At 48.9% G+C, this 19,019-nt stretch carries 20 protein-coding genes; 3 read left to right on the top strand and 17 right to left on the bottom strand.

Features of this window, described 5'->3' with window-relative positions; genetic code table 11:
• Positions 1–19: 19 nt before the first annotated feature.
• The 15 genes from ABXR35_RS11075 to efp all read right to left on the bottom strand — a co-directional run bounded on the left by ABXR35_RS11075 (position 20) and on the right by efp (position 13,963).
• Entirely contained in the window at positions 20–886 is an 867-nt protein-coding gene (locus tag ABXR35_RS11075; protein WP_367059553.1) for a TlyA family RNA methyltransferase, read from the bottom strand.
• A gap of 196 nt (positions 887–1,082) precedes the next feature.
• Positions 1,083–2,984 (bottom strand): 1-deoxy-D-xylulose-5-phosphate synthase, encoded by a 1,902-nt coding sequence (gene dxs / locus ABXR35_RS11080; protein WP_367059556.1) that lies wholly within the window; start codon positions 2,982–2,984, stop codon positions 1,083–1,085.
• Between the two features lie 333 nt (positions 2,985–3,317).
• A complete protein-coding gene (locus ABXR35_RS11085) occupies positions 3,318–4,169 on the bottom strand; it encodes a polyprenyl synthetase family protein (protein ID WP_436669363.1) in 852 nt (283 codons plus the stop codon).
• 43 nt (positions 4,170–4,212) lie between these two features.
• Positions 4,213–4,473, bottom strand: coding sequence for an exodeoxyribonuclease VII small subunit (gene xseB, locus ABXR35_RS11090; RefSeq protein ID WP_367059559.1), 261 nt, complete (start codon positions 4,471–4,473; stop codon positions 4,213–4,215).
• Positions 4,442–5,827 carry an exodeoxyribonuclease VII large subunit gene (gene xseA, locus ABXR35_RS11095; protein WP_367059562.1) on the bottom strand — a complete coding sequence of 462 codons (1,386 nt, stop codon included), beginning with the start codon at positions 5,825–5,827 and terminating at the stop codon, positions 4,442–4,444. The genes xseB and xseA overlap by 32 nt, the downstream gene beginning before the upstream one ends.
• 14 nt (positions 5,828–5,841) lie before the next feature.
• Positions 5,842–6,699 carry a bifunctional methylenetetrahydrofolate dehydrogenase/methenyltetrahydrofolate cyclohydrolase FolD gene (folD, locus tag ABXR35_RS11100; RefSeq protein ID WP_367059565.1) on the bottom strand — a complete coding sequence of 286 codons (858 nt, stop codon included), beginning with the start codon at positions 6,697–6,699 and terminating at the stop codon, positions 5,842–5,844.
• 109 nt (positions 6,700–6,808) lie between these two features.
• Positions 6,809–7,261: a transcription antitermination factor NusB gene (gene nusB / locus ABXR35_RS11105; protein ID WP_367061365.1), complete on the bottom strand. Its 453-nt coding sequence runs from the start codon at positions 7,259–7,261 to the stop codon at positions 6,809–6,811.
• 556 nt (positions 7,262–7,817) lie between these two features.
• Entirely contained in the window at positions 7,818–8,051 is a 234-nt protein-coding gene (locus ABXR35_RS11110) for a DUF2273 domain-containing protein (protein WP_367059568.1), read from the bottom strand.
• Between the two features lie 15 nt (positions 8,052–8,066).
• Positions 8,067–8,606, bottom strand: coding sequence for an alkaline shock response membrane anchor protein AmaP (gene amaP, locus ABXR35_RS11115; RefSeq protein ID WP_367059571.1), 540 nt, complete (start codon positions 8,604–8,606; stop codon positions 8,067–8,069).
• A 171-nt stretch (positions 8,607–8,777) separates the two neighbouring features.
• Positions 8,778–9,185 (bottom strand): Asp23/Gls24 family envelope stress response protein, encoded by a 408-nt coding sequence (locus ABXR35_RS11120; protein ID WP_367059573.1) that lies wholly within the window; start codon positions 9,183–9,185, stop codon positions 8,778–8,780.
• A gap of 75 nt (positions 9,186–9,260) precedes the next feature.
• Positions 9,261–10,604 carry an acetyl-CoA carboxylase biotin carboxylase subunit gene (gene accC, locus ABXR35_RS11125; protein WP_367059576.1) on the bottom strand — a complete coding sequence of 448 codons (1,344 nt, stop codon included), beginning with the start codon at positions 10,602–10,604 and terminating at the stop codon, positions 9,261–9,263.
• 40 nt (positions 10,605–10,644) lie between these two features.
• Positions 10,645–11,127 carry an acetyl-CoA carboxylase biotin carboxyl carrier protein gene (gene accB / locus ABXR35_RS11130; protein ID WP_367059579.1) on the bottom strand — a complete coding sequence of 161 codons (483 nt, stop codon included), beginning with the start codon at positions 11,125–11,127 and terminating at the stop codon, positions 10,645–10,647.
• A 216-nt stretch (positions 11,128–11,343) separates the two neighbouring features.
• Positions 11,344–11,706 (bottom strand): VOC family protein, encoded by a 363-nt coding sequence (locus ABXR35_RS11135; protein WP_367059582.1) that lies wholly within the window; start codon positions 11,704–11,706, stop codon positions 11,344–11,346.
• A 112-nt stretch (positions 11,707–11,818) separates the two neighbouring features.
• Positions 11,819–13,072: an aspartate kinase gene (locus ABXR35_RS11140; RefSeq protein ID WP_367059585.1), complete on the bottom strand. Its 1,254-nt coding sequence runs from the start codon at positions 13,070–13,072 to the stop codon at positions 11,819–11,821.
• A 333-nt stretch (positions 13,073–13,405) separates the two neighbouring features.
• Positions 13,406–13,963 (bottom strand): elongation factor P, encoded by a 558-nt coding sequence (gene efp / locus ABXR35_RS11145; protein ID WP_367059588.1) that lies wholly within the window; start codon positions 13,961–13,963, stop codon positions 13,406–13,408.
• 142 nt (positions 13,964–14,105) lie between these two features.
• Between efp and ABXR35_RS11150 the strand changes: the two genes are divergently transcribed.
• The gene (locus ABXR35_RS11150; RefSeq protein WP_367059591.1) at positions 14,106–14,315 is read left to right on the top strand and encodes a hypothetical protein; all 210 of its coding nucleotides are present in this window, start codon (positions 14,106–14,108) and stop codon (positions 14,313–14,315) included.
• Here the strand turns inward: ABXR35_RS11150 and ABXR35_RS11155 are convergent.
• Positions 14,296–15,372: a M24 family metallopeptidase gene (locus tag ABXR35_RS11155; RefSeq protein WP_367059594.1), complete on the bottom strand. Its 1,077-nt coding sequence runs from the start codon at positions 15,370–15,372 to the stop codon at positions 14,296–14,298. The genes ABXR35_RS11150 and ABXR35_RS11155 overlap by 20 nt on opposite strands.
• Before the next feature lie 256 nt (positions 15,373–15,628).
• Between ABXR35_RS11155 and ABXR35_RS11160 the strand changes: the two genes are divergently transcribed.
• Complete coding sequence (locus ABXR35_RS11160) at positions 15,629–16,621, top strand: DUF1385 domain-containing protein (protein WP_367059597.1); 993 nt, start codon at positions 15,629–15,631, stop codon at positions 16,619–16,621.
• A 4-nt stretch (positions 16,622–16,625) separates the two neighbouring features.
• Positions 16,626–17,045 (top strand): hypothetical protein, encoded by a 420-nt coding sequence (locus tag ABXR35_RS11165; protein WP_367059600.1) that lies wholly within the window; start codon positions 16,626–16,628, stop codon positions 17,043–17,045.
• A 209-nt stretch (positions 17,046–17,254) separates the two neighbouring features.
• Here ABXR35_RS11165 and ABXR35_RS11170 read toward each other — a convergent pair whose 3' ends face one another.
• Entirely contained in the window at positions 17,255–18,934 is a 1,680-nt protein-coding gene (locus tag ABXR35_RS11170) for a family 10 glycosylhydrolase (RefSeq protein ID WP_367059603.1), read from the bottom strand.
• Positions 18,935–19,019 lie beyond the last annotated feature (85 nt).

A 19,019-nucleotide genomic window follows, 5' to 3' on the forward strand; every position in this document is an offset into this window, starting at 1 on the left:
CCTGGCAAGTTGTACTATGTTACTCCTTTGCCGCACCGCCACGAAAACGATGCGATGCTTCTGCTGCGGTCTGAACAGCCAGCGCTTTGATGTCCGTAAGCACTGGTGATGCCTGTTGTTCGTCTGCTGCTATTTCCTCTGTAGATGGCAGATGCCAGTGCGCCAGAAACTCAATATTACCCTCGCCGCCAGTAATAGGCGAAAAGGTCAATCCTCGAAGCTCATAACCAAGCTCCTGTGCAAAGCCTAATACCGTTTCCAGCACTTCCTGATGCACCTTGGAATCGCGCACTACGCCCGTTTTACCGACCTTTTCACGCCCAGCTTCAAACTGCGGCTTGATCAGCGCCGCCACATCCGCAGGACGCGCCAGTAATTCCTTGAGTGGTGGAAGCATAAGACGCAACGAAATAAACGATACGTCAATACTAGCGAAGTTAGGCACAGGTCCTTCCAACTGATCTGGTGTCATATAACGGAAATTGGTACGTTCCATCACATTGACCTGCGGATGATTGCGTAGCGACCAGTCCAGCTGATTGTAGCCTACATCAATCGCGTATACATACTCCGCACCATGTTGTAGCGCGCAGTCAGTAAATCCACCAGTAGACGAACCAATATCAAGCATTGTACGTCCCTGCATATCAATACCAAAATGATTGATTGCCTTTTCCAGCTTCAATCCGCCACGACTGACATACGGATGTACAGCACCTTTAACATTTAACGCCGTATCGCGCGGGATCTTCATACCCGGCTTTTCCAGACGCTCGGTGCCTCCATAAACAAGTCCTGCCATAACGGCGGCTTTTGCTTTTTCCCTGCTTTCATAATAGCCCTGTTCGACGAGCAGGACGTCGAGACGTTCCTTATCACTTGCCATGCGTTTTAGCTCCTGTACGGCTTACCGTATTTTTATTCATAATTAAAGTATACAATAAACGGCAAACGAAGCGGAAAGGAAATCCTTCCGCTTCGATTTACCACTATATAACGACTTCGTTGGTCGCGATTGTATCATACTGCTCACTCTCATTTACGATCCTATCACGAAAATGAAATGGCATTATAGGCTTGGCTTAGACTGAGTTCTTCTGGAACGTCCAAGCTTTTCCCGGTGCAAGTGCTTTTAACGAAGCAGCGATATGTTCTGGAGTCAGACCCGCTTCGCGCTGCTGATCCTTAATACTGCCATGCTCGATAAATTCGTCTGGAATCCCCATCAGACCGACTGTTACATCGTGCAGACCACGTGCTGCATAGAATTCCAGCACTGCACTGCCCATACTGCCTGCTTGAGATACTTCTTCAACGACGAGCATACGTGTACCGCGATCTGCCAACTCAATCAGCATGTCCTCATCCAACGGCTTCATGAAGCGAGCGTTAATAACCGCTACATTCATGCCATCGCGCTTCAGTTCTTCAGCAACTTCAAGTCCCATTTGTACCATTGGACCGGATGCGATAATGGCATAATTCTCGCCTTCGCGTACCGTTTCCCATTGACCAATCGGAATAGGTGTCAGCTGTTGATCCAGTGGTACGCCTAGCCCGTTGATCCGTGGATAACGGTAAGCGATAGGACCATCATTGTATTCAAGCGCCGTTTTCATCATATGGCGCAGTTCATTTTCATCCTTCGGCATCATGATGACCATATTCGGAATATGGCGCATAAAGGCAATATCATACACACCTTGATGCGTCTCACCGTCCGCGCCGACAAAACCAGCCCGGTCAACAGCAAACATTACATTTGCATTATGACGGCAAATATCATGCACGATCTGATCATACGCACGCTGCATAAAGGTCGAATACACCGCATAGACCGGCTTCATACCTTCCATTGCCAGCGCTGCACACATCGTTGCTGCATGCTGCTCGGCAATACCAACGTCGATCATACGATCTGGGAAACGAGCTGCAAACGGGAATAATCCCGATCCGCCTGGCATTGCTGGTGTGACCGCAACAATGCGCTCATCCTGCTCTGCCAGCTCGATCAGCGTCTGACCGAATACTTCGGTATACATCGGATGACCAGCGGCTTTGACCACCTGACCGGATTCGATTTTGTACGGCGTAATGCCATGCCATTTGTACGAATCGGCTTCAGCAGGCAAGTAGCCTTTACCTTTGATCGTTACGACGTGAATCAGTACCGGACCATCCACGTTATCCGCCTGACGGAATGTTTCCAGCAGCTTCGGCAAATCATGTCCATCGACTGGACCGAAATACGTAAAGCCCAGCTCCTCAAACAGGACGCCAGATACCATCGCATATTTCAGCGAATCTTTCAGCTTTTCCGCTGTTTTGGCAATTTTGCCGCCAATAGCTGGAATTTTCTTGATCAATTGTTCCACTTCGTCCTTGGCACGCAGGTACCCTTTGTCCGAACGGATTTTGCCGAGATATTTGTGCATGGCACCGACATTGGGAGCAATCGACATCTCGTTATCATTCAGCACAACGGTCAGCTTACGCTGCTCATGACCGATATGGTTAAGCGCTTCAAATGCCATACCGCCAGTCAGAGCGCCGTCGCCGATAACAGCCACGACTTTGTTATCTTCTTTCTTGAAATCGCGTGCAAGCGCCATACCCATCGCCGCCGACAGCGATGTACTGCTATGCCCGGCTTCCCATACGTCATGCTCGCTCTCATTGCGTTTGACAAAGCCACATAGTCCTTTGTACTTGCGCAGCGTGTCAAAACGATCCATCCGTCCAGTCAATACTTTATGCACATACGCCTGATGCCCAACGTCAAAAATAAATTTATCCTTCGGACTGTCATACAGATAGTGCAGCGCCAATGTTAGTTCCACGACGCCCAGATTGGAAGCCAGATGCCCGCCGGTTACCGACAATTTTTCAACCAGAAACTGACGAATCTCACCCGCCAGCTCGGTCAACTGTTCTGTTGTTAAATGTTTAAGGTCACTTGGTTGATGAATCTGTGGAAGCAGCACACCATTTCCCCGCTTTCCTGTGAGTATCGTAACGGCACTCAAATGTTGTTTACATGCAAGTTCCATGTCATTGATCTGTTTTATACGTTTTATAATTACTTTCCACTATACCACAACGACAACATTTTACGAAATCCAACACTGTGGTTGATCATCGCTTAACAGGGAGATAGCTTACAAAATGCTGTTGCAGTACAGCTTGTAGTTCATACCATACGTTTTCTATGCAGATCAGTGCAAGTCAAATGCCATGGTTCCACTCCGATAAAATACCGGCTATTGAGCACCTTGCTTGTTGTATATAGGACGAACCTTACTGGCTATACGTAACCATTAATGATCGCGTTGCACCAGATAATCGGCGATTTCTTCCAGACGACTGGAGTCTTTGAGATTGGCTTGTTGTAACGCATCCTTCGCACTTGCTGTTAGCCGCGCCACCTCTTGCTGCGAAGCCTCCAAGCCGATGAAATACGGATACGTTACCTTTTGCAGCTTACTGTCGCTCTGCGTTTTTTTGCCAAGCTTGGCTTCGTCGCCGATCACATCGAGAATATCGTCCTGAATTTGAAAAGCAAGCCCAATATCTGAGCCAAAGCGACGCAGCGCTTCCAGCTGTTCATCCGTAGCGCCAGCAGTTCGTGCACCGGCAGTCAGTGAAAACATGAACAGATCGGCTGTTTTGTGCAGATGAATATATTGCAGCTGCGATAGCTCCGTCATGCCCTGCTCGCCTTCCATATCAGCAACTTGTCCGCCCACCATACCGCGCGGACCAGCATATTCTGCTAAATCACGTACAATATGCAGAGCAGCTTCGGCGCTTACTCCATGCTGTACCGAATCGGTAGCAGCATGAAACGCATGGGTTAGCAGAGCATCGCCTGCCAGAATTGCCATCGCTTCACCGTAGACTTTGTGGTTGGTCAGCTTACCACGACGATAATCGTCATCGTCCATCGCAGGCAAATCGTCGTGAATGAGTGAGTACGTATGTACCATCTCGACTGCACTCGCAACTGGAGCCGCAGCTTCCCGACTTCCGCCAAGCGCTTCCGCTGCTGCAATTACGAATACGGGACGCAGACGCTTTCCACCTGCCATCAGCGAATACAGCATGGATTCCTTGAGCGTCCCCGGCACCTGCCACTCCTGCGGCAGAAACTGCTTCAGCTGTTGTTCCATAAATGCAGAAATATCGTTGATATAAGATTTCAGCTCTGGACGACTAGTCAATGATTTCACCGCTTTCGGCAGCATCAAAAGGCTTTTTGCGCAGCTCGCCGTCTTCCTCAACGATCATCTCGATCTTACGTTCCACTTCTTCCAATTTGGAGCCGCAAACCTGCGACAGCTTCATTCCTTGCTGAAACAGATCAATCGCCTTTTCCAGCGGTACATCGCCGTGTTCCAGTTCGGATACGATTTCTTCCAGTCGATCCATCGCCTGTTCAAAATTAAGCTCCTGTTCCTTTGCCGCCTTCGCCATCGTTGTGCGCCTCCTCTATCGTGAATACATTACAATGCAATTGTCCATCTTCTAGATTCACCTTGATCATATCGCCCGGTGATACTTGATTGACCGATTTGATCAACTGCTGTTCCGGCTCATCATATACAAGACTGTAGCCGCGCGCCATGACCTTGAGCGGGCTGAGCGCATCCAGCTGTTTGAGACCGAAGCCCAGCTTCTGCTGCTTTTGTCGCACAATCTGCTGCATACGCAGCTCCAATTGACGACGAGCAGATTCGGTGCGACGTTTCGCATACACTAGCTGATCCTGTGGATTATGACGTGCTAGACGCTGATTCAATCGCCCGAGTCGGTCACGCTGAATATGCCCGCGCCGCTGCAAACTGGATGTCAGACGACGCTCTAGCAGATCAAGTCGAGTCATATGCTGAACGAGCTGACGCTGTGGATGCAGCAATGCAGGCGAGCGCTTGAGTCGATTCAAGCGATCCCGCTGGCGCTGAGACAAACGGAGTAATCCCTGACGTAGCTGGCGCCGCAACTGACCGATTTGTGCTTTCAGCTCATTCATGCTCGGCACTGCCAGTTCTGCTGCTGCTGTCGGTGTAGCCGCGCGCAGATCAGCAGCAAAATCAGCAATCGTAAAATCAGTTTCGTGCCCCACCGCGGAGATGATCGGAATCTTCGAGCCAACGATAGCGCGTGCCACCATTTCCTCATTAAATGCCCATAACTCTTCCAATGAACCACCGCCACGACCGACAATCAGCACGTCGGCTTCGCCAAGTGCATTCAGATCGCGGATCGCTTTGACAATGGAAGGTGCTGCACCTTTCCCCTGTACCAGCACCGGATAAACTATGATGTTGACAACCGGATACCGTCGACGCAAGGTGATGACAATATCACGTACCGCAGCACCGGTTGGTGACGTAACGACACCAATCGTACGCGGATATTGCGGTAATGCCCGTTTGCGTGAGGAATCAAACAGCCCTTCATGCTCCAGCCTCTGCTTGAGCTGTTCATACGCCAGATACAGACTGCCGATACCGTCCGGCTGCATCTGAGTAGCATAAAATTGATACTGTCCGTCTCGCTCATATACAGAAATATAGCCGCGCGCAATGACGCGCGCGCCTTCTTTCGGAATAAACGGCAACCGCTGATTGTACGATGCGAACATAATACACTTAATCCGGCTACCTTCATCTTTTAGCGTAAAATACATATGTCCGCTCGAATGGTGCGTGAAATTGGAAATCTCGCCCCTCAGCCAGACTTCGGAGAGCAGCGGATCAGACTCCATTTTCATTCGGATATATTTATTAATCTCCTTGATGGAGTATATGCGCTGCTGTTGCTGCATGTAAGCCGCCTTTCTCAGTTCAAGCCATAGGCACGTCGTGCAGCCACCAGCGTATTTTGCATCAGCATGGTGATTGTCATAGGACCAACGCCGCCCGGAACCGGAGTGATTGGACCGGATACTTCCTTCGCACTTTCAAAATCAACATCGCCCGCCAGCTTGCCATTTTCGAGGCGGTTCATGCCCACATCGATGACAACAGCACCCGGCTTAATGAAGCTAGCATCGACAAAGTTAGCACGACCGATTGCTACTACGAGCACATCCGCTTGCTTTGTCAGCTCTTTCATGTTAGCTGTACGGGAATGACACATCGTAACCGTCGCATTCTCGCGTTGCAACAGCAGGGACACCGGTTTACCGACGATATTGCTGCGTCCGATGACGACCGCATGCTTGCCGGACAGATCGATGCCCGTGCGTTTGATCATCTCAATCACGCCTGCCGGTGTACATGGCAGCAAACTATCATCGCCGATCACCAGATTACCGACATTGATCGGATGGAATCCGTCTACGTCTTTGATTGGGGAAATCGCGTCGATTACTGCTTTTTCCTCAATATGCTTCGGCAATGGAAGCTGAACGAGAATACCGTGAATATTGTCCTGCTTGTTCAGCTTATCAACGAGGGCAAGCAGTTCGTCCTGCGACGTTTCAGCCGATAGACGATGCACTTCGGAATAGTAGCCTAAATCATGGCAAGCCTTTTCTTTATTGCGTACATAAACCTGTGAAGCTGGGTCTTCGCCGACCAGTACAACTGCCAGTCCGGGCTGAGCACCCTGCGCTTTCATTTTCTCCACTTCCTGCTGGATGTCCTGACGGATGTCCTTCGAAATCTGTGTACCGCTAATGATTGTTGCTGCCATGATAATTCGCTCCTTTAACATTGAAAAATGGTATGATGCAGGGTAACCCTGTGTATACACGTAACTTTTGCAATGACCTGATGCGGAATAACACTCATGCTGTCGATAATTACTGCTGCTTGCCTTTGAGCTTGTCGAGATCCTGAATCATTTTACCAAGCACGCCATTTACGAACTTGCCAGATTCCTCGGTGCCAAAATGCTTGGACAATTCAATTGCTTCATTGACCGCAACCTTCGCCGGTACATCCTCGGTAAACACCATCTCATACACCGCCAAACGCAAAATTTGACGATCCACACGAGACAGACGGCTAACCTGCCAATTCTGCAAATAATCCACCAGCAGCCCGTCAATCGCTTCGCGTTGATTCCAGACGCCATTTACAACGTCCAGCACATACGCACTCAGTTCTACTTCGTCGCGTACTTGAACTTCTGATTCATTATCCGCAGCCGCTTCTTCCAGCAGCATCTCGACCGCTTCCTTCGCCTGCACCTCATTCATTTCCATCTGATACAAACTTTGCACCGTAATCTCCCGCGCCAATCTTCTTTTAATCGCCATTTCCTTCATATCCTTCCGCAACCACCCGCAGTCCAAGATAACCAAGCCATACCCAGCCGCCACAACCCCACGCCCTATATCGCCCATCATCCCAAGCCCACGACCATTGCCTCTTTATTGTGTGTAATCCATTCCAACAACATTCATATCCAAAACAAACAAAACAAACTTCAACTCATACCACTATAAAATGAAGTTCATCCAAACTCAAAGTTCAAGCCCATCTTCTAACACCCAACCAAAGTTTTCATTTGCAACCTCTCCCAAGCGCCAAAGCCCATTCTTGCAAGCTCTTATGCTCTTGTCTCTTACCAAGCAGTCTCCAACCAGCAACCTAATGAATCACAAGCGCCAGCCATTCACCCATAGTCCGCAGTGCATAACATCCAGCCCACAGCCTATGCGCAATACTCTTTTGAGAAAAAGAAAGCGTCGTAGAACACCCTCAGCACCAAAGAAAAGTTGCAAATGAAAAACCCCATCATACATAATTTGCCGGTTCACGCCTCAACAATAATAGTGCAATCCGGGAAATGATGTATGACAGGGTTCATCGAAATGGACGCCAGCGGTCGCCGAACCATTCACCGAGGCGCTGCCACGGAATGAACGGACCAAGCCGGAGATCCCGGTTTCGACCGACGGTATAACCTATGAACACTAACAATGCAAAGAACAACATATCCCAAAAACCAACCGTTAAATACAAAATACCGCAGCAGATGCCTGCCAGCACGCCAAGAATACGTCCGCCGTGCGTCTCCCAGATCTGTTTCCATATCATGAGGATAGCCTCCCTCTACTGCACTCTGCTCTTGAATGCAGGCGAATGAACGATATTGGCGATGTAGACCGAAACATTGGACACAGGAATCCCTGTAATCTGCTCAATTTCGGTATGAATACTTTTTTGCATACTTTCCGTCAGACCGGGAATCGGCGTCTCGCCGTCTACAACGGCACGAATCGTAATATCCAAACCGGATTCAATCACACGAACACGGGTTTTGAGATCCCGCACACCGCGCGTTCGCTCCGCTACCTTCAACGTCATATTTTCAATCGTTTCCAGTGAAATCTGAATATCGCCAAACTCAGTATGCTGATGCACCGCATTCATGTTCCCCCGCTCCGTCCGAATGGACACATAGAAAAAGCGGATGCTAAGCAAGAATAGTACGACGGCAATGATTACGATGGTGATATATACATTTTGCTCATTCCGGTAATCCAGTTCCATGGGAACCTGACCGCTAAGCAGTAAGATGACCAGCACGGAGAGAATACCAATACTGAGACTGTAAATAAATAAGAGCAGCCGATCCATAATTTTAGCCAACAGTGTGCAGCCCCCTTACAATATACTAAACCCCAGACTGCCTCGTCAGGGGTTTATGATTGAGTAGCTTAGTGAAACCAAGCGAACTCGCTTCTGGCATATACGATGCGCATATGCGGGGTTGAATAGAATGCGGCAGCTTATGTTTTGCATAGATGCTGCCGCTTTCTTTTATTTTACACGGTGGGTGAATTCGCTCTCTTCCGCTTTCTCCACGGTTTCCAGATGGACATCGTGAATCTGCACGTTGACTTCAATAACGCTCAGACCGGTCATTGTTTCGATGGAACGTTTCACGTTGCGTTGAATCTCGGCAGCCACTTCTGGCAAACGATGTCCGTATTGGACAATAACCGATACGTCAACCGCTGCTTCGCGCTGACCAACCTCGACTTTGACACCACGGGACAAATTTTTGCGTCCCAGCAGTTCAGCGATTCCGCCAGCGAAGCCGCCGCTCATGCCTGCCACTCCGTTCACTTCAATCGTCGCTAGACCAGCGATGACCTCGATCACTTCGGGCGCAATCTGAATCTCGCCGATGTCCGTCCGTTCAAATTCAGTCGGGAATGTACTCATGATTTATACACCTCCTGCCAAGTAAACTAAATATAACATGTACCCGTTTGCTTGACAAACGCAAGCTGGCGGGGATTACACTTCGTTTTCTTCGAGGAATTTGATGTCAAAATCGCCGCGTACAAACGTCTCGTGATTCAGCAAACGCAGGTGGAACGGGATCGTCGTATAGATGCCTTCAATCGCGAATTCATCCAGCGCACGCTTCATTTTGGCAATCGCTTCGGCGCGTGTCGGCGCCCAGACGATCAGCTTAGCAATCATCGAATCGTAATACGGAGAAATAGTGTAGCCTGGATACGCGCCACTATCGACACGCACACCCGGTCCGCCCGGTGGCAGATAAAAATCAATTTTACCCGGGCTTGGCATAAAGTTACGATCTGGATCTTCCGCATTGACGCGGCACTCGATGGACCAGCCGTTGATAACGACCTCTTCTTGTGTAAAGGACAATGGATGCCCTTCTGCCACATGAATCATTTCCTGAATCAGATCGACGCCGGTTACCATTTCGGTTACCGGATGCTCTACCTGAATCCGAGTGTTCATTTCCATGAAGTAAAATTGCTCATCTGGACCGAGTAGGAATTCCAGTGTACCTGCACCAGAGTAATTGACCGCTTTGGCTGCGCGTACAGCCGCTGCGCCCATTTTCTCACGCAGTTCTGGCGACAACACAGGGCAAGGTGCTTCTTCTACCAGCTTTTGACGACGACGCTGTACTGAGCAATCGCGTTCGCCCAGATGCACGGCATTGCCATGACGGTCAGCGATGATCTGTACTTCGACGTGCTTCATGCCTGTCAGGAATTTCTCCAGATACACGCCGCCGTTACCGAATGCTTTCTCGGCTTCTTGCTGTGCGTTTGTAATCTGTTTGACAAGTGATTCTTCATCCTCAGCAAGACGAATCCCTTTACCACCACCGCCAGCAGTTGCCTTGATGATGACCGGATACCCGATCTCACGCGCGATTTTCACCGCTTCGTTCAGATCTTCGACAATACCGTCGGAGCCTGGAATAACCGGTACGCCCGCTTCCAGCATCGTACGCTTCGCTTCGGATTTGTCACCCATACGATTGATCGCGTCTGGAGACGGACCAATAAAGGTGATGTTGCACGATTCGCAAATTTCCGCGAAATCGGCATTTTCCGCCAAAAATCCATAACCCGGATGCACCGCATCGCATTCTGTCAGCGTTGCAATACTCATCAGGTTCGTCAGATTCAGGTAGCTGTCCTTGGACAGTGTTGGACCGACACAGTATGCTTCATCTGCAAGACGAACATGCAGTGATTCGCGATCTGCTTCGGAATATATCGCTACCGTGGAGATACCCAGCTCACGGCAGGCACGAATAATACGAACCGCAATCTCGCCGCGGTTCGCGATCAGAATTTTTTGAAATTTCATTTGCCTTTCCTCCTTCAGCCTTATACGCGGATGCGTGGTCTTATTCCGGCTTCACCAGGAACAAAGGTTGGCCGTATTCAACCAGCTGTCCGTTTTCGGCAAGCACTTCGACGATCGTTCCGTTCACTTCCGCTTCCAGTTCGTTCATCAGCTTCATCGCTTCGATAATGCAAACAGGGGATTTGGTGTTGACCTTGTCGCCTACACTTGCGAATGGTCCCGCTTCTGGGGACGGGGAACGATAGAAAGTTCCGACCATAGGAGACACAATTTTATGTAGTGTCGGATCGGCTTCCGGTGCTACTGGCGCAGCGGCAGGTGTCGCTGCAGGAGTTGCTGGTGTAGCTGCGGCAGGTTGAACCGCCGGTGCTGCTTGTACAGCTGGCGCTTGCATGAATACCGTTTCGGCTTTGCCTGGTTTACGGATAACGAGGCGAGAGCCTTCGTTTTCGATTTCAACTTCCTGTACGGACGTCTCGTCCACCAGTTGAATGAGTTCTTTGATCTCGTTTAATTTAAACATCTATACATTCACTCCTTTGGCTTTATCGCCTGTCAGATGAGCGCAATTTGGCGCCCATTTCGGGAAAATTACACATAACGCTATGTATTATAGCACATTCATCAAAAAGGCGTGAACATCTTTGTTCACGCCTTTTGCGGAAGAAGTCATTTACCCGCTATTCGGTGAACGACTGCTTGCCAATTTTCAATTTTACAATGCAAAAGGAATACGGTATTACGATTCCTCTGGTGAAACGATCCGACCAATACGTACCAGTAAACCAGTAGGGTCGCTGACTGCAAATTCATACACGCCCCACGGTTTGACGCAAGGTGTTCCTTTTTCGATAATCAAATCGCTCACCTGTGCCGCTATCTCATCGACGTTATCCACATACAAATACAAACCAAAGGGATTGTCCTCGACCGTTTTAGGCCAATCGGGTACATGATTCAAATGCAGATGCCAACCGCGTCCATCCGCGAGAATCCGGTACTCGCCGTAATCACTGAGTACGTCAAACCCTAATCGTTTATAGAACGCTTCACTTTCATCCAAATCTTTGCTCGCTATAATAGGAACGGAATAATGATTCACTTCATCTTCCTCCTCTTTGTAGGCAAAGCTGCTGCCGATTTAGCATGATCATGTCTGTCCCTTTAAGACTATCCTTAGGCTCTATCGTATGTTGCTGTGGAGTTCAGTCGACTTAACGACGATCCTGTGGTCCGCCTACGAAGGCTTGTTCTTCGGTATCCAGACCGTAAGCGGTGTGGAGAGCAGCTACAACGTCATTCAGTTTGCCTGCTTCGATTACGCAGGACACTTTGATTTCGGAGGTGCTGACCATTTTGATACTAACGCCTTGAGTGGAAATCGCCTCGAACATTTGAGCAGCTACACCCGGATGGCTAACCATGCCTGCGCCAACGATGGAAACTTTGACCAGATCAACTTCGGATGTCACTTCATCGTATGGAAGTTCGCCGCGGATCGCTTGGATCACTTGCAGGGCGCGTTCGCGTTCTTCGAGATTCACGGTAAAGGAGAAATCAGCTTTGCCGTTCATTACGCCGCTTTGTACGATAATATCCACGTCGATCTTGGCAGTTGCGAGTTCGCTGAACATTTTGGCGAGTACACCGGGAATGTCATTGACCCCTCTGACCGTAATACGTGCTACGTTTTTGTCATAAGCGATGCCGCTGACTACCGCTCCCTGTTCCATAACCGCTTCCTCCTTCACTACCGTTCCTTCATTATAGTTAAAGCTGGATCGTACTACGAGGCGTACGTTGTTGTGCTTGGCGTATTCTACTGCGCGTGGATGCAATACCGCTGCGCCGAGGTTCGCCAGCTCCAGCATTTCGTCATAAGAGATTTCTTTTAGCTTGCGAGCGCATTTGACAATACGCGGATCGGTGGAATAGATGCCATCCACGTCTGTATAAATTTCGCATACATCTGCGTTAATAGCTGCTGCCAGTGCTACAGCTGTCGTATCCGAGCCGCCGCGACCGAATGTCGTAATCTCGCCGTCTTCGGTAATCCCTTGAAAACCAGCTACGACTACAATTTGACCAGCGCCAAGCGCTTTCAGTATACGTTCTGGGCGAATCTCGCGAATACGAGCGCGACTATGCTCTGCTTCCGTTTCAAAGCCTGCTTGCCAGCCGGTAAAGGATACCGCTTCGCGTCCTTGATGTGCAATCGCCATCGACAGCATGGCAATCGAAATCTGTTCCCCCGTCGTCATCAGCATATCCATTTCACGCGCGGGCGGATTCGGATTCAGCATCAGTGCTTGATCGATCAGATCATCTGTCGTGTCTCCCATAGCGGATACAACGACGACGCATTGGTGTCCTTCATCCTGCTTTTCAATAATGCGTTTTGCTACGCGCTGCATGCGCTCTACATCGCCGACGGAGCTACCGCCGAATTTCATCACGTACAAAGCCAAGACATCTTCACTCCCTACTTGATACTGGCTCGGCAAGCGCCACAGCCATCATTAACAGCATATCCATTCTACGGATATGACATGATATGAAACACTCAGTCTTTACCAGTATAATACGACAACGCGTTAAGTACTACCGTAAATTTTGTACGTTTCGGCTTCTATCGCTTGCCGCTGTTGTCTATGTACATCGTACTGCAAATGATCATGCAATTTATGCAAATTTATGACCTCGACAGTATAATTATGCAATATGTTGTGTAAAAAAGCAGGCTGTTTCCGCCAAAAATGACGGAGAGCAGCCTGCTGTGCAGTCCATAGACTGTCGAATGATTACGCGCGGGAAACGTATTTGCCTTCGCGTGTGTCGATGATCAGTACATCGCCTTGATTGATAAACAGAGGCACTTGAACGCTGTGACCTGTTTCCAGTTTTGCACTTTTCGTTGCGCCTGTAGCAGTGTTACCTTTGATACCCGGCTCTGTTTCAACGACTTCCAGCTCAACGGATGTTGGCAGGTTGATTCCGATGATTTCGCCTTGGTAGCTAACGATGTTAACGGTCATGTTTTCTTTCAGGAATTTCAGTTCCCATTCCAGTTGGCTTTCGTTCAGCTCGAACTGGTCGTAGGTTTCGTTATCCATGAAAGTGTGCTCTTCGCCGCTTGCATACAGGTATTGTACGCCACGGTTTTCGATTTGTGCACGAGCAATATTTTCGCCAGCGCGGAATGTGCGCTCAACAACGTTACCGTTACGCAGGTTTTTCAGCTTGGAGCGTACGAATGCAGCACCTTTACCTGGTTTTACGTGTTGGAACTCAATAACGGAGAAAATGTTACCGTCTACTTCTACGGTCAAGCCTGTTTTAAAATCGTTAACTGAAATCAAAATAACGCCTCCTCATGTATGGTAAAGCCAGTGGTCATACAATATATGTTCATTTTTACTGCTGCTGAAACATTCGTGATGGATGTCCTCAGCCTCACTTCTATATATTGTACCCTTCCTGCCAGCGTATGGTGACGACTGTATGCAGAAAGTTGCGGAATATGCGTTGGCGGAGGAATCGCCACAGCGACGGACCGGTGATAATACACGACTGCTTGCACAGTCCTCGTTCATCACCGGTCTGTCGAGATGGCGACCCATATCTCCGCGCGCATGCTCCATGTATTTTATTCGGCATCCTAGTCTCCGCAACCTGCTGGAAGCGGAAAATGTTATGCCGGTAAAATCGTGAATTCTTTGCTCGAATGAGTCAGTACACGGATACCTGTTTCGGTAATCAGCACATCATCCTCAATCCGTACACCGCCAAAGCCTGGAACATAAATGCCTGGCTCGACTGTAACAACCATGCCTGGCTTGAGCACCATGTCGCTCATTTTGGACAGACGAACATCTTCGTGCACCTCTAGACCAATTCCGTGCCCAGCACTGTGTCCGTAAGCGTCGCCATAGCCGTGTGAAGAGATAATGTCGCGGGAGAGTGCATCCGCTTGCTTACCAGTCAGACCCGGTTTTAGGTTTTCCAATGTATGCAGCTGCGATTCCAGTACGATATTGTAGATCTCGCGATGCTTATCCGACGGTGTACCAACGAATACGGTACGTGTGAGATCGGATACATAGCCGTTGTACAATGCGCCAAAGTCAAACGTGATGAACTCATCGCGTCCAACAGGCTTCTCGCTCGCTGTACCGTGTGGCAGAGCCGAACGTACACCCGAAGCGACAATCGTCTCGAACGAAGGACCGGACGCACCTAGACGGCGCATGAAAAATTCCATTTCCAGCTCCAGTTCTTTTTCGGTAACGCCTGGCTTGATGTAGCCGAGGATATGCTCGTACGTTTTGTCAGCAATCTCGGTTGCCTTTTCGATCAGGGCAATCTCGTCTGCATCCTTGAAGTTACGAATGCCTTCCACCAGTCCAGATACCGGCACTAGCTCGATTGGAGTCAATTGTTCCTTGTAGCTTGCATAGCGGCTGAACGATACATGCTCCTGTTCAAAACCAAGCTTTCCTATGCCCCAGCCGGACAGCAATTCCTTGACTGTCTCTGCTACATTTGGCTTGTGCTCTACAACGGTAAATGCGGTCGCCTGTTCTGGCGCCTGAGTCATATAACGGAAATCGGTTAGCAAATACGCCTGCTCTGCGGTCACCAATACATAACCCGCAGAACCTGTAAAACCAGTCACATACCGGCGGTTGATACCGCTTGTAATCAGGATTGCTTCCAGTTCACGCTCCTGCATCGCATGGCGCAATTGGTTTAAACGTGCTGTAGTCATAAACACTCTCCCCTTCGCTCCGTTCTGTCTTCAAATAGCCAGAGATTATTTTACCATACCCGCAGCATTTTTGAGAATAGTCAGTTGTAACATTCCGCATAGCGCAGCGGTTTGGAACATGTGGTAATGATACGGGAAATCCGCTACAATATAGTGTATCAACACTTTGCGCCTCTATGCGCTTCATCAAAATAGGCGCAATTGCCACTTTAACTATCATCCACTCGGATGATCAATTATGGAAGGGTGACTGTACTTGCCAAAACAATCTTCTCCAGTCAGCTATGGCGGCCAGGCCGTAATCGAAGGCGTTATGTTCGGCGGCAAACACGTCAATGTGACCGCAGTCAGACGCAAGGACGGCGAGATCACCTATCTGGAAGTTCCACGCAGTGACAAAGCTTGGGTGCGCTCTCTGCGACGTATTCCGCTATTGCGCGGGATTGTCAGTCTGATCGATTCTAGCGCCAAAGGCTCGCGTCATCTCAATTATGCAGCGGACGCTTATTCTGAGGATCAGATGGACCCAGAAGAATATGCTCGCGAAAAGGAAAAAGAACAATCCAAAACAAGCCTCAATACGATTCTCGGTGTTGCCGTTGTCGGTATTCTGTCCCTGATCGTCGGCAAACTGATCTTCACGGTCGTACCTGCTGCGATTGAAGGCTTCTTATTCTCTCATTTATTCCAGAGCCAGTTTTTGCATACATTGCTGGAAGGGGCAATTAAGATCATTCTGCTGCTCGCGTATCTGTGGGGCATCTCGCAGACACCGATCATCAAGCGCCTGTTCCAATATCACGGTGCTGAGCATAAGGTAATAACCGCTTATGAAAACGGCTCCGAGCTGACACCGGAAAAGGTACAGCAATTCAGCCGTCTTCACTACCGCTGCGGCAGTAGCTTTATTATTTTGACTGTAATTATCGGTGTATTGATCTACTCTCTCTTTCACTGGGATGGCATGACCGAGCGCATTATTCAACGAATTGTGCTGCTGCCGGTCGTGATCGGCGTTTCATTTGAGTTTCTGAAGTTTACGAATAGTTTGCGGGATATTCCGGTGCTCCGTTATTTGGGTTACCCCGGCTTGTGGCTGCAGCTGCTCACAACAAAAGAACCTACGCTGGATCAGCTGGAAGTCTCCATCGCCTCCTTTAACCGGATGCGCGAGCTGGATACACAGCTGGAACGACAATCCGTAGCCACAGTTGTACCGGATGCTTCTCCTGACCCTGTGAAAGGATGATGTAATGATGAGAAAGTCACCTGCTCAAACGGTGTTTGTTGGCATTATGGCTGTACTGGCGTTGGTCGGACTGGTCTGGGGAGTGTACCGCATGATTTTTATGCCATCCACGATTGATTGGAGCGGCATTATCGTAACGCTGGTGCTGATTGGTATTCTGGTATTTGCCTTTCGTTCCTCGGCATTTCAAGGAGGCTCACGTAAGCAACCGAAGGTGAAACCATCCGCTCGTACAATGGCCAAAGTCAAAGCACAGCAGGGCAATTACAAAAACATGTCCCAATCATCTCCTTTTGCCAAATCCAGCTCACCGAACAGAAGTACATCAAGTTCGGTCGGCAACAAGCCGAAAAAGAATTATCCGTTCCATGTGATTCAGGGCAACAAAGGCAAAGATGACGAGGAAGTTCCAAAATATCATTAATCCTATTCTTTTTATAACGCAACTGTCTTTATACGATACGATTATTTGAACTGTTTGATATGATAAAAGAGCTGCTTTCCTAGTGGAAAGCAGCTCTTTTTGGATTCATCTGTTTTTTTCGTATATCTGTTACCTTTACATATCTCTGTTTATTGTCACAGTCTCTGTCCCTCGTATGATCACAGGGCTGGCTGTTTGTCTATGATCGCTTACAGTCCCCAGTACGAACGCAGCTTACTGAGAACATCCAGCGGGTTCTTTTTCAGGTCCTTGGCACTGAAGAAGATGCTGCCTTTGATTGTGCTGTATTTGGCATTGTATTTGAGCTGGTTAATGATCTCATTGGAAGTATTCCAGCCCACTTCTGGGGTGTTGATTTTGTAAATGGCATGACCGATGTACAGATCAACGCCGGAGTTTTTCGTTTCGTTTACCCACCAGTCAACCACTTTATCATAACGGGCAACGGGCAGAGACAGACTCCAATATACTTGTGGTGCGATATAATCGATCCATTTATTTTTGATCCATGTGCGTGTATCCGCAGACATGCTATCATAAGCGGTTACGCCAGCTTTTGTATCGGAGCCAGTGACGTCAGTTGCCTTGTTACGCCATACACCGAATGGGCTTACACCGAAGCGAACAGATGGCTTCGCTGCATGAATATCTGCACCCAGATCTTGAATAAAGCTATTGATATTGGCTCGTCTCCACTCTGCTTTGTTGGAGGTTTTGCCTTTGTACGTTGTGTACGTGCTATCGTCGGCGAACTTGTTCGAGGACGTTTCGGAGGACGGGTAGAAATAATCATCCAAATGCACGCCATCCACATCATAGTTATTCACAACTTCCATCACAGTATCAATAATGGATTGACGAGCTGCTGGAATCCCCGGATTGATGTAGTATTTATTGTCAAACTTGATCACCCAATCTGGATGCTGTAGCACGACATGATTGGATGCGAGCGAACTAGTATTGGCATCAGTCGTCGCACGGAATGGGTTGAACCACGCGTGCAGCTCCATACCACGCTTGTGAGCTTCCGTTACCATGTATGCGAGTGGGTCATAGCCCGGATTTTTGCCTTGTGTGCCAGTCAGGTATTTTGACCATGGCATTGTGGACGATTTGTACAATGCGTCACCAGAAGGACGAACCTGTACAAACACAGCATTCATGCCCATGCCCTGCAATTGATCCAACAGACTGGAAAACTCTTGCTTTTGCTTCGTTGCGCCGGATGTACTGCTGCTCGGCCAATCCAGATTAAACACAGTGGAAATCCATGCACCGCGCATTTCCTTTTTGGCACTTGGCGTTGGTTTAGACGATGTACCTGTCGATGTCGATGTACCGGTTGACGTACTGCCAGAGTTGTTCGATGTGCCCAATGTACTGCCATTGCCTGTTGTACTTCCTGTCGTTGTACCGCCTTTGGGAGTACCGCCCGTTTGCAATGTCACAGTCTGTGTACTCTGGTTCCAGCCAACAGTCAAGCCAAGCCCTTCACCGATAAAGCGTAGTGGCACCATCACGCGTCCACCTTTCATCTGAACCGATGTATCCAGCGATACGGATGTACCATTAAGGGTCGCAGTCGGTTGTCCTGAAGTCAGGATCAGCTCGTTATTGCCGCTATTGATTGTAACTGTGCTGGTTTGTTGATTCCAGCCGATGGTAGCACCCAGATTTTCACTGATCAGGCGCAGCGGTACCATTGTGACATTGCTGTCACTCGTTATGTACGGAGCTGCGTCTCCCTGAATGGTCTTGCCATCCAATACAATCTGAATGTTTGATGCTGCTACAGCCATAGTGCTGCTAATGATAGGGAAAATAACGACAAGTGCCAGAAATAAAGATGTGAAACGAATCCATTTCATAGGTTAGCATACCTCCAGTAAATCATTTGCCCCTCTGCCCAACGTCTCTCTATACGGCATACTGCTCTTATTTAGTTAAACCTGA

Source organism: Paenibacillus sp. JQZ6Y-1, from assembly GCF_040719145.1.
GTDB classification, from domain to species: Bacteria; Bacillota; Bacilli; order Paenibacillales; family Paenibacillaceae; genus Saccharibacillus; species Saccharibacillus kandeliae.

What these genes read in the sequence shown, in the direction of transcription:
- ABXR35_RS11085 (WP_436669363.1), bottom strand. Translation starts at nt 4,169, where the DNA reads ATGGAACAACAGCTGAAGCAGTTTCTGCCGCAGGAGTGGCAGGTGCCG.
- xseA (WP_367059562.1), bottom strand. Translation starts at nt 5,827, where the DNA reads ATGCAGCAACAGCAGCGCATATACTCCATCAAGGAGATTAATAAATAT.
- xseB (WP_367059559.1), bottom strand. Translation starts at nt 4,473, where the DNA reads ATGGCGAAGGCGGCAAAGGAACAGGAGCTTAATTTTGAACAGGCGATG.
- ABXR35_RS11150 (WP_367059591.1), top strand. Translation starts at nt 14,106, where the DNA reads ATGCAGAAAGTTGCGGAATATGCGTTGGCGGAGGAATCGCCACAGCGA.
- ABXR35_RS11110 (WP_367059568.1), bottom strand. Translation starts at nt 8,051, where the DNA reads ATGATATGGAAACAGATCTGGGAGACGCACGGCGGACGTATTCTTGGC.
- folD (WP_367059565.1), bottom strand. Translation starts at nt 6,699, where the DNA reads ATGGCAGCAACAATCATTAGCGGTACACAGATTTCGAAGGACATCCGT.
- ABXR35_RS11170 (WP_367059603.1), bottom strand. Translation starts at nt 18,934, where the DNA reads ATGAAATGGATTCGTTTCACATCTTTATTTCTGGCACTTGTCGTTATT.
- ABXR35_RS11165 (WP_367059600.1), top strand. Translation starts at nt 16,626, where the DNA reads ATGATGAGAAAGTCACCTGCTCAAACGGTGTTTGTTGGCATTATGGCT.
- ABXR35_RS11155 (WP_367059594.1), bottom strand. Translation starts at nt 15,372, where the DNA reads ATGACTACAGCACGTTTAAACCAATTGCGCCATGCGATGCAGGAGCGT.
- ABXR35_RS11120 (WP_367059573.1), bottom strand. Translation starts at nt 9,185, where the DNA reads ATGAGTACATTCCCGACTGAATTTGAACGGACGGACATCGGCGAGATT.
- ABXR35_RS11075 (WP_367059553.1), bottom strand. Translation starts at nt 886, where the DNA reads ATGGCAAGTGATAAGGAACGTCTCGACGTCCTGCTCGTCGAACAGGGC.
- accB (WP_367059579.1), bottom strand. Translation starts at nt 11,127, where the DNA reads ATGTTTAAATTAAACGAGATCAAAGAACTCATTCAACTGGTGGACGAG.
- accC (WP_367059576.1), bottom strand. Translation starts at nt 10,604, where the DNA reads ATGAAATTTCAAAAAATTCTGATCGCGAACCGCGGCGAGATTGCGGTT.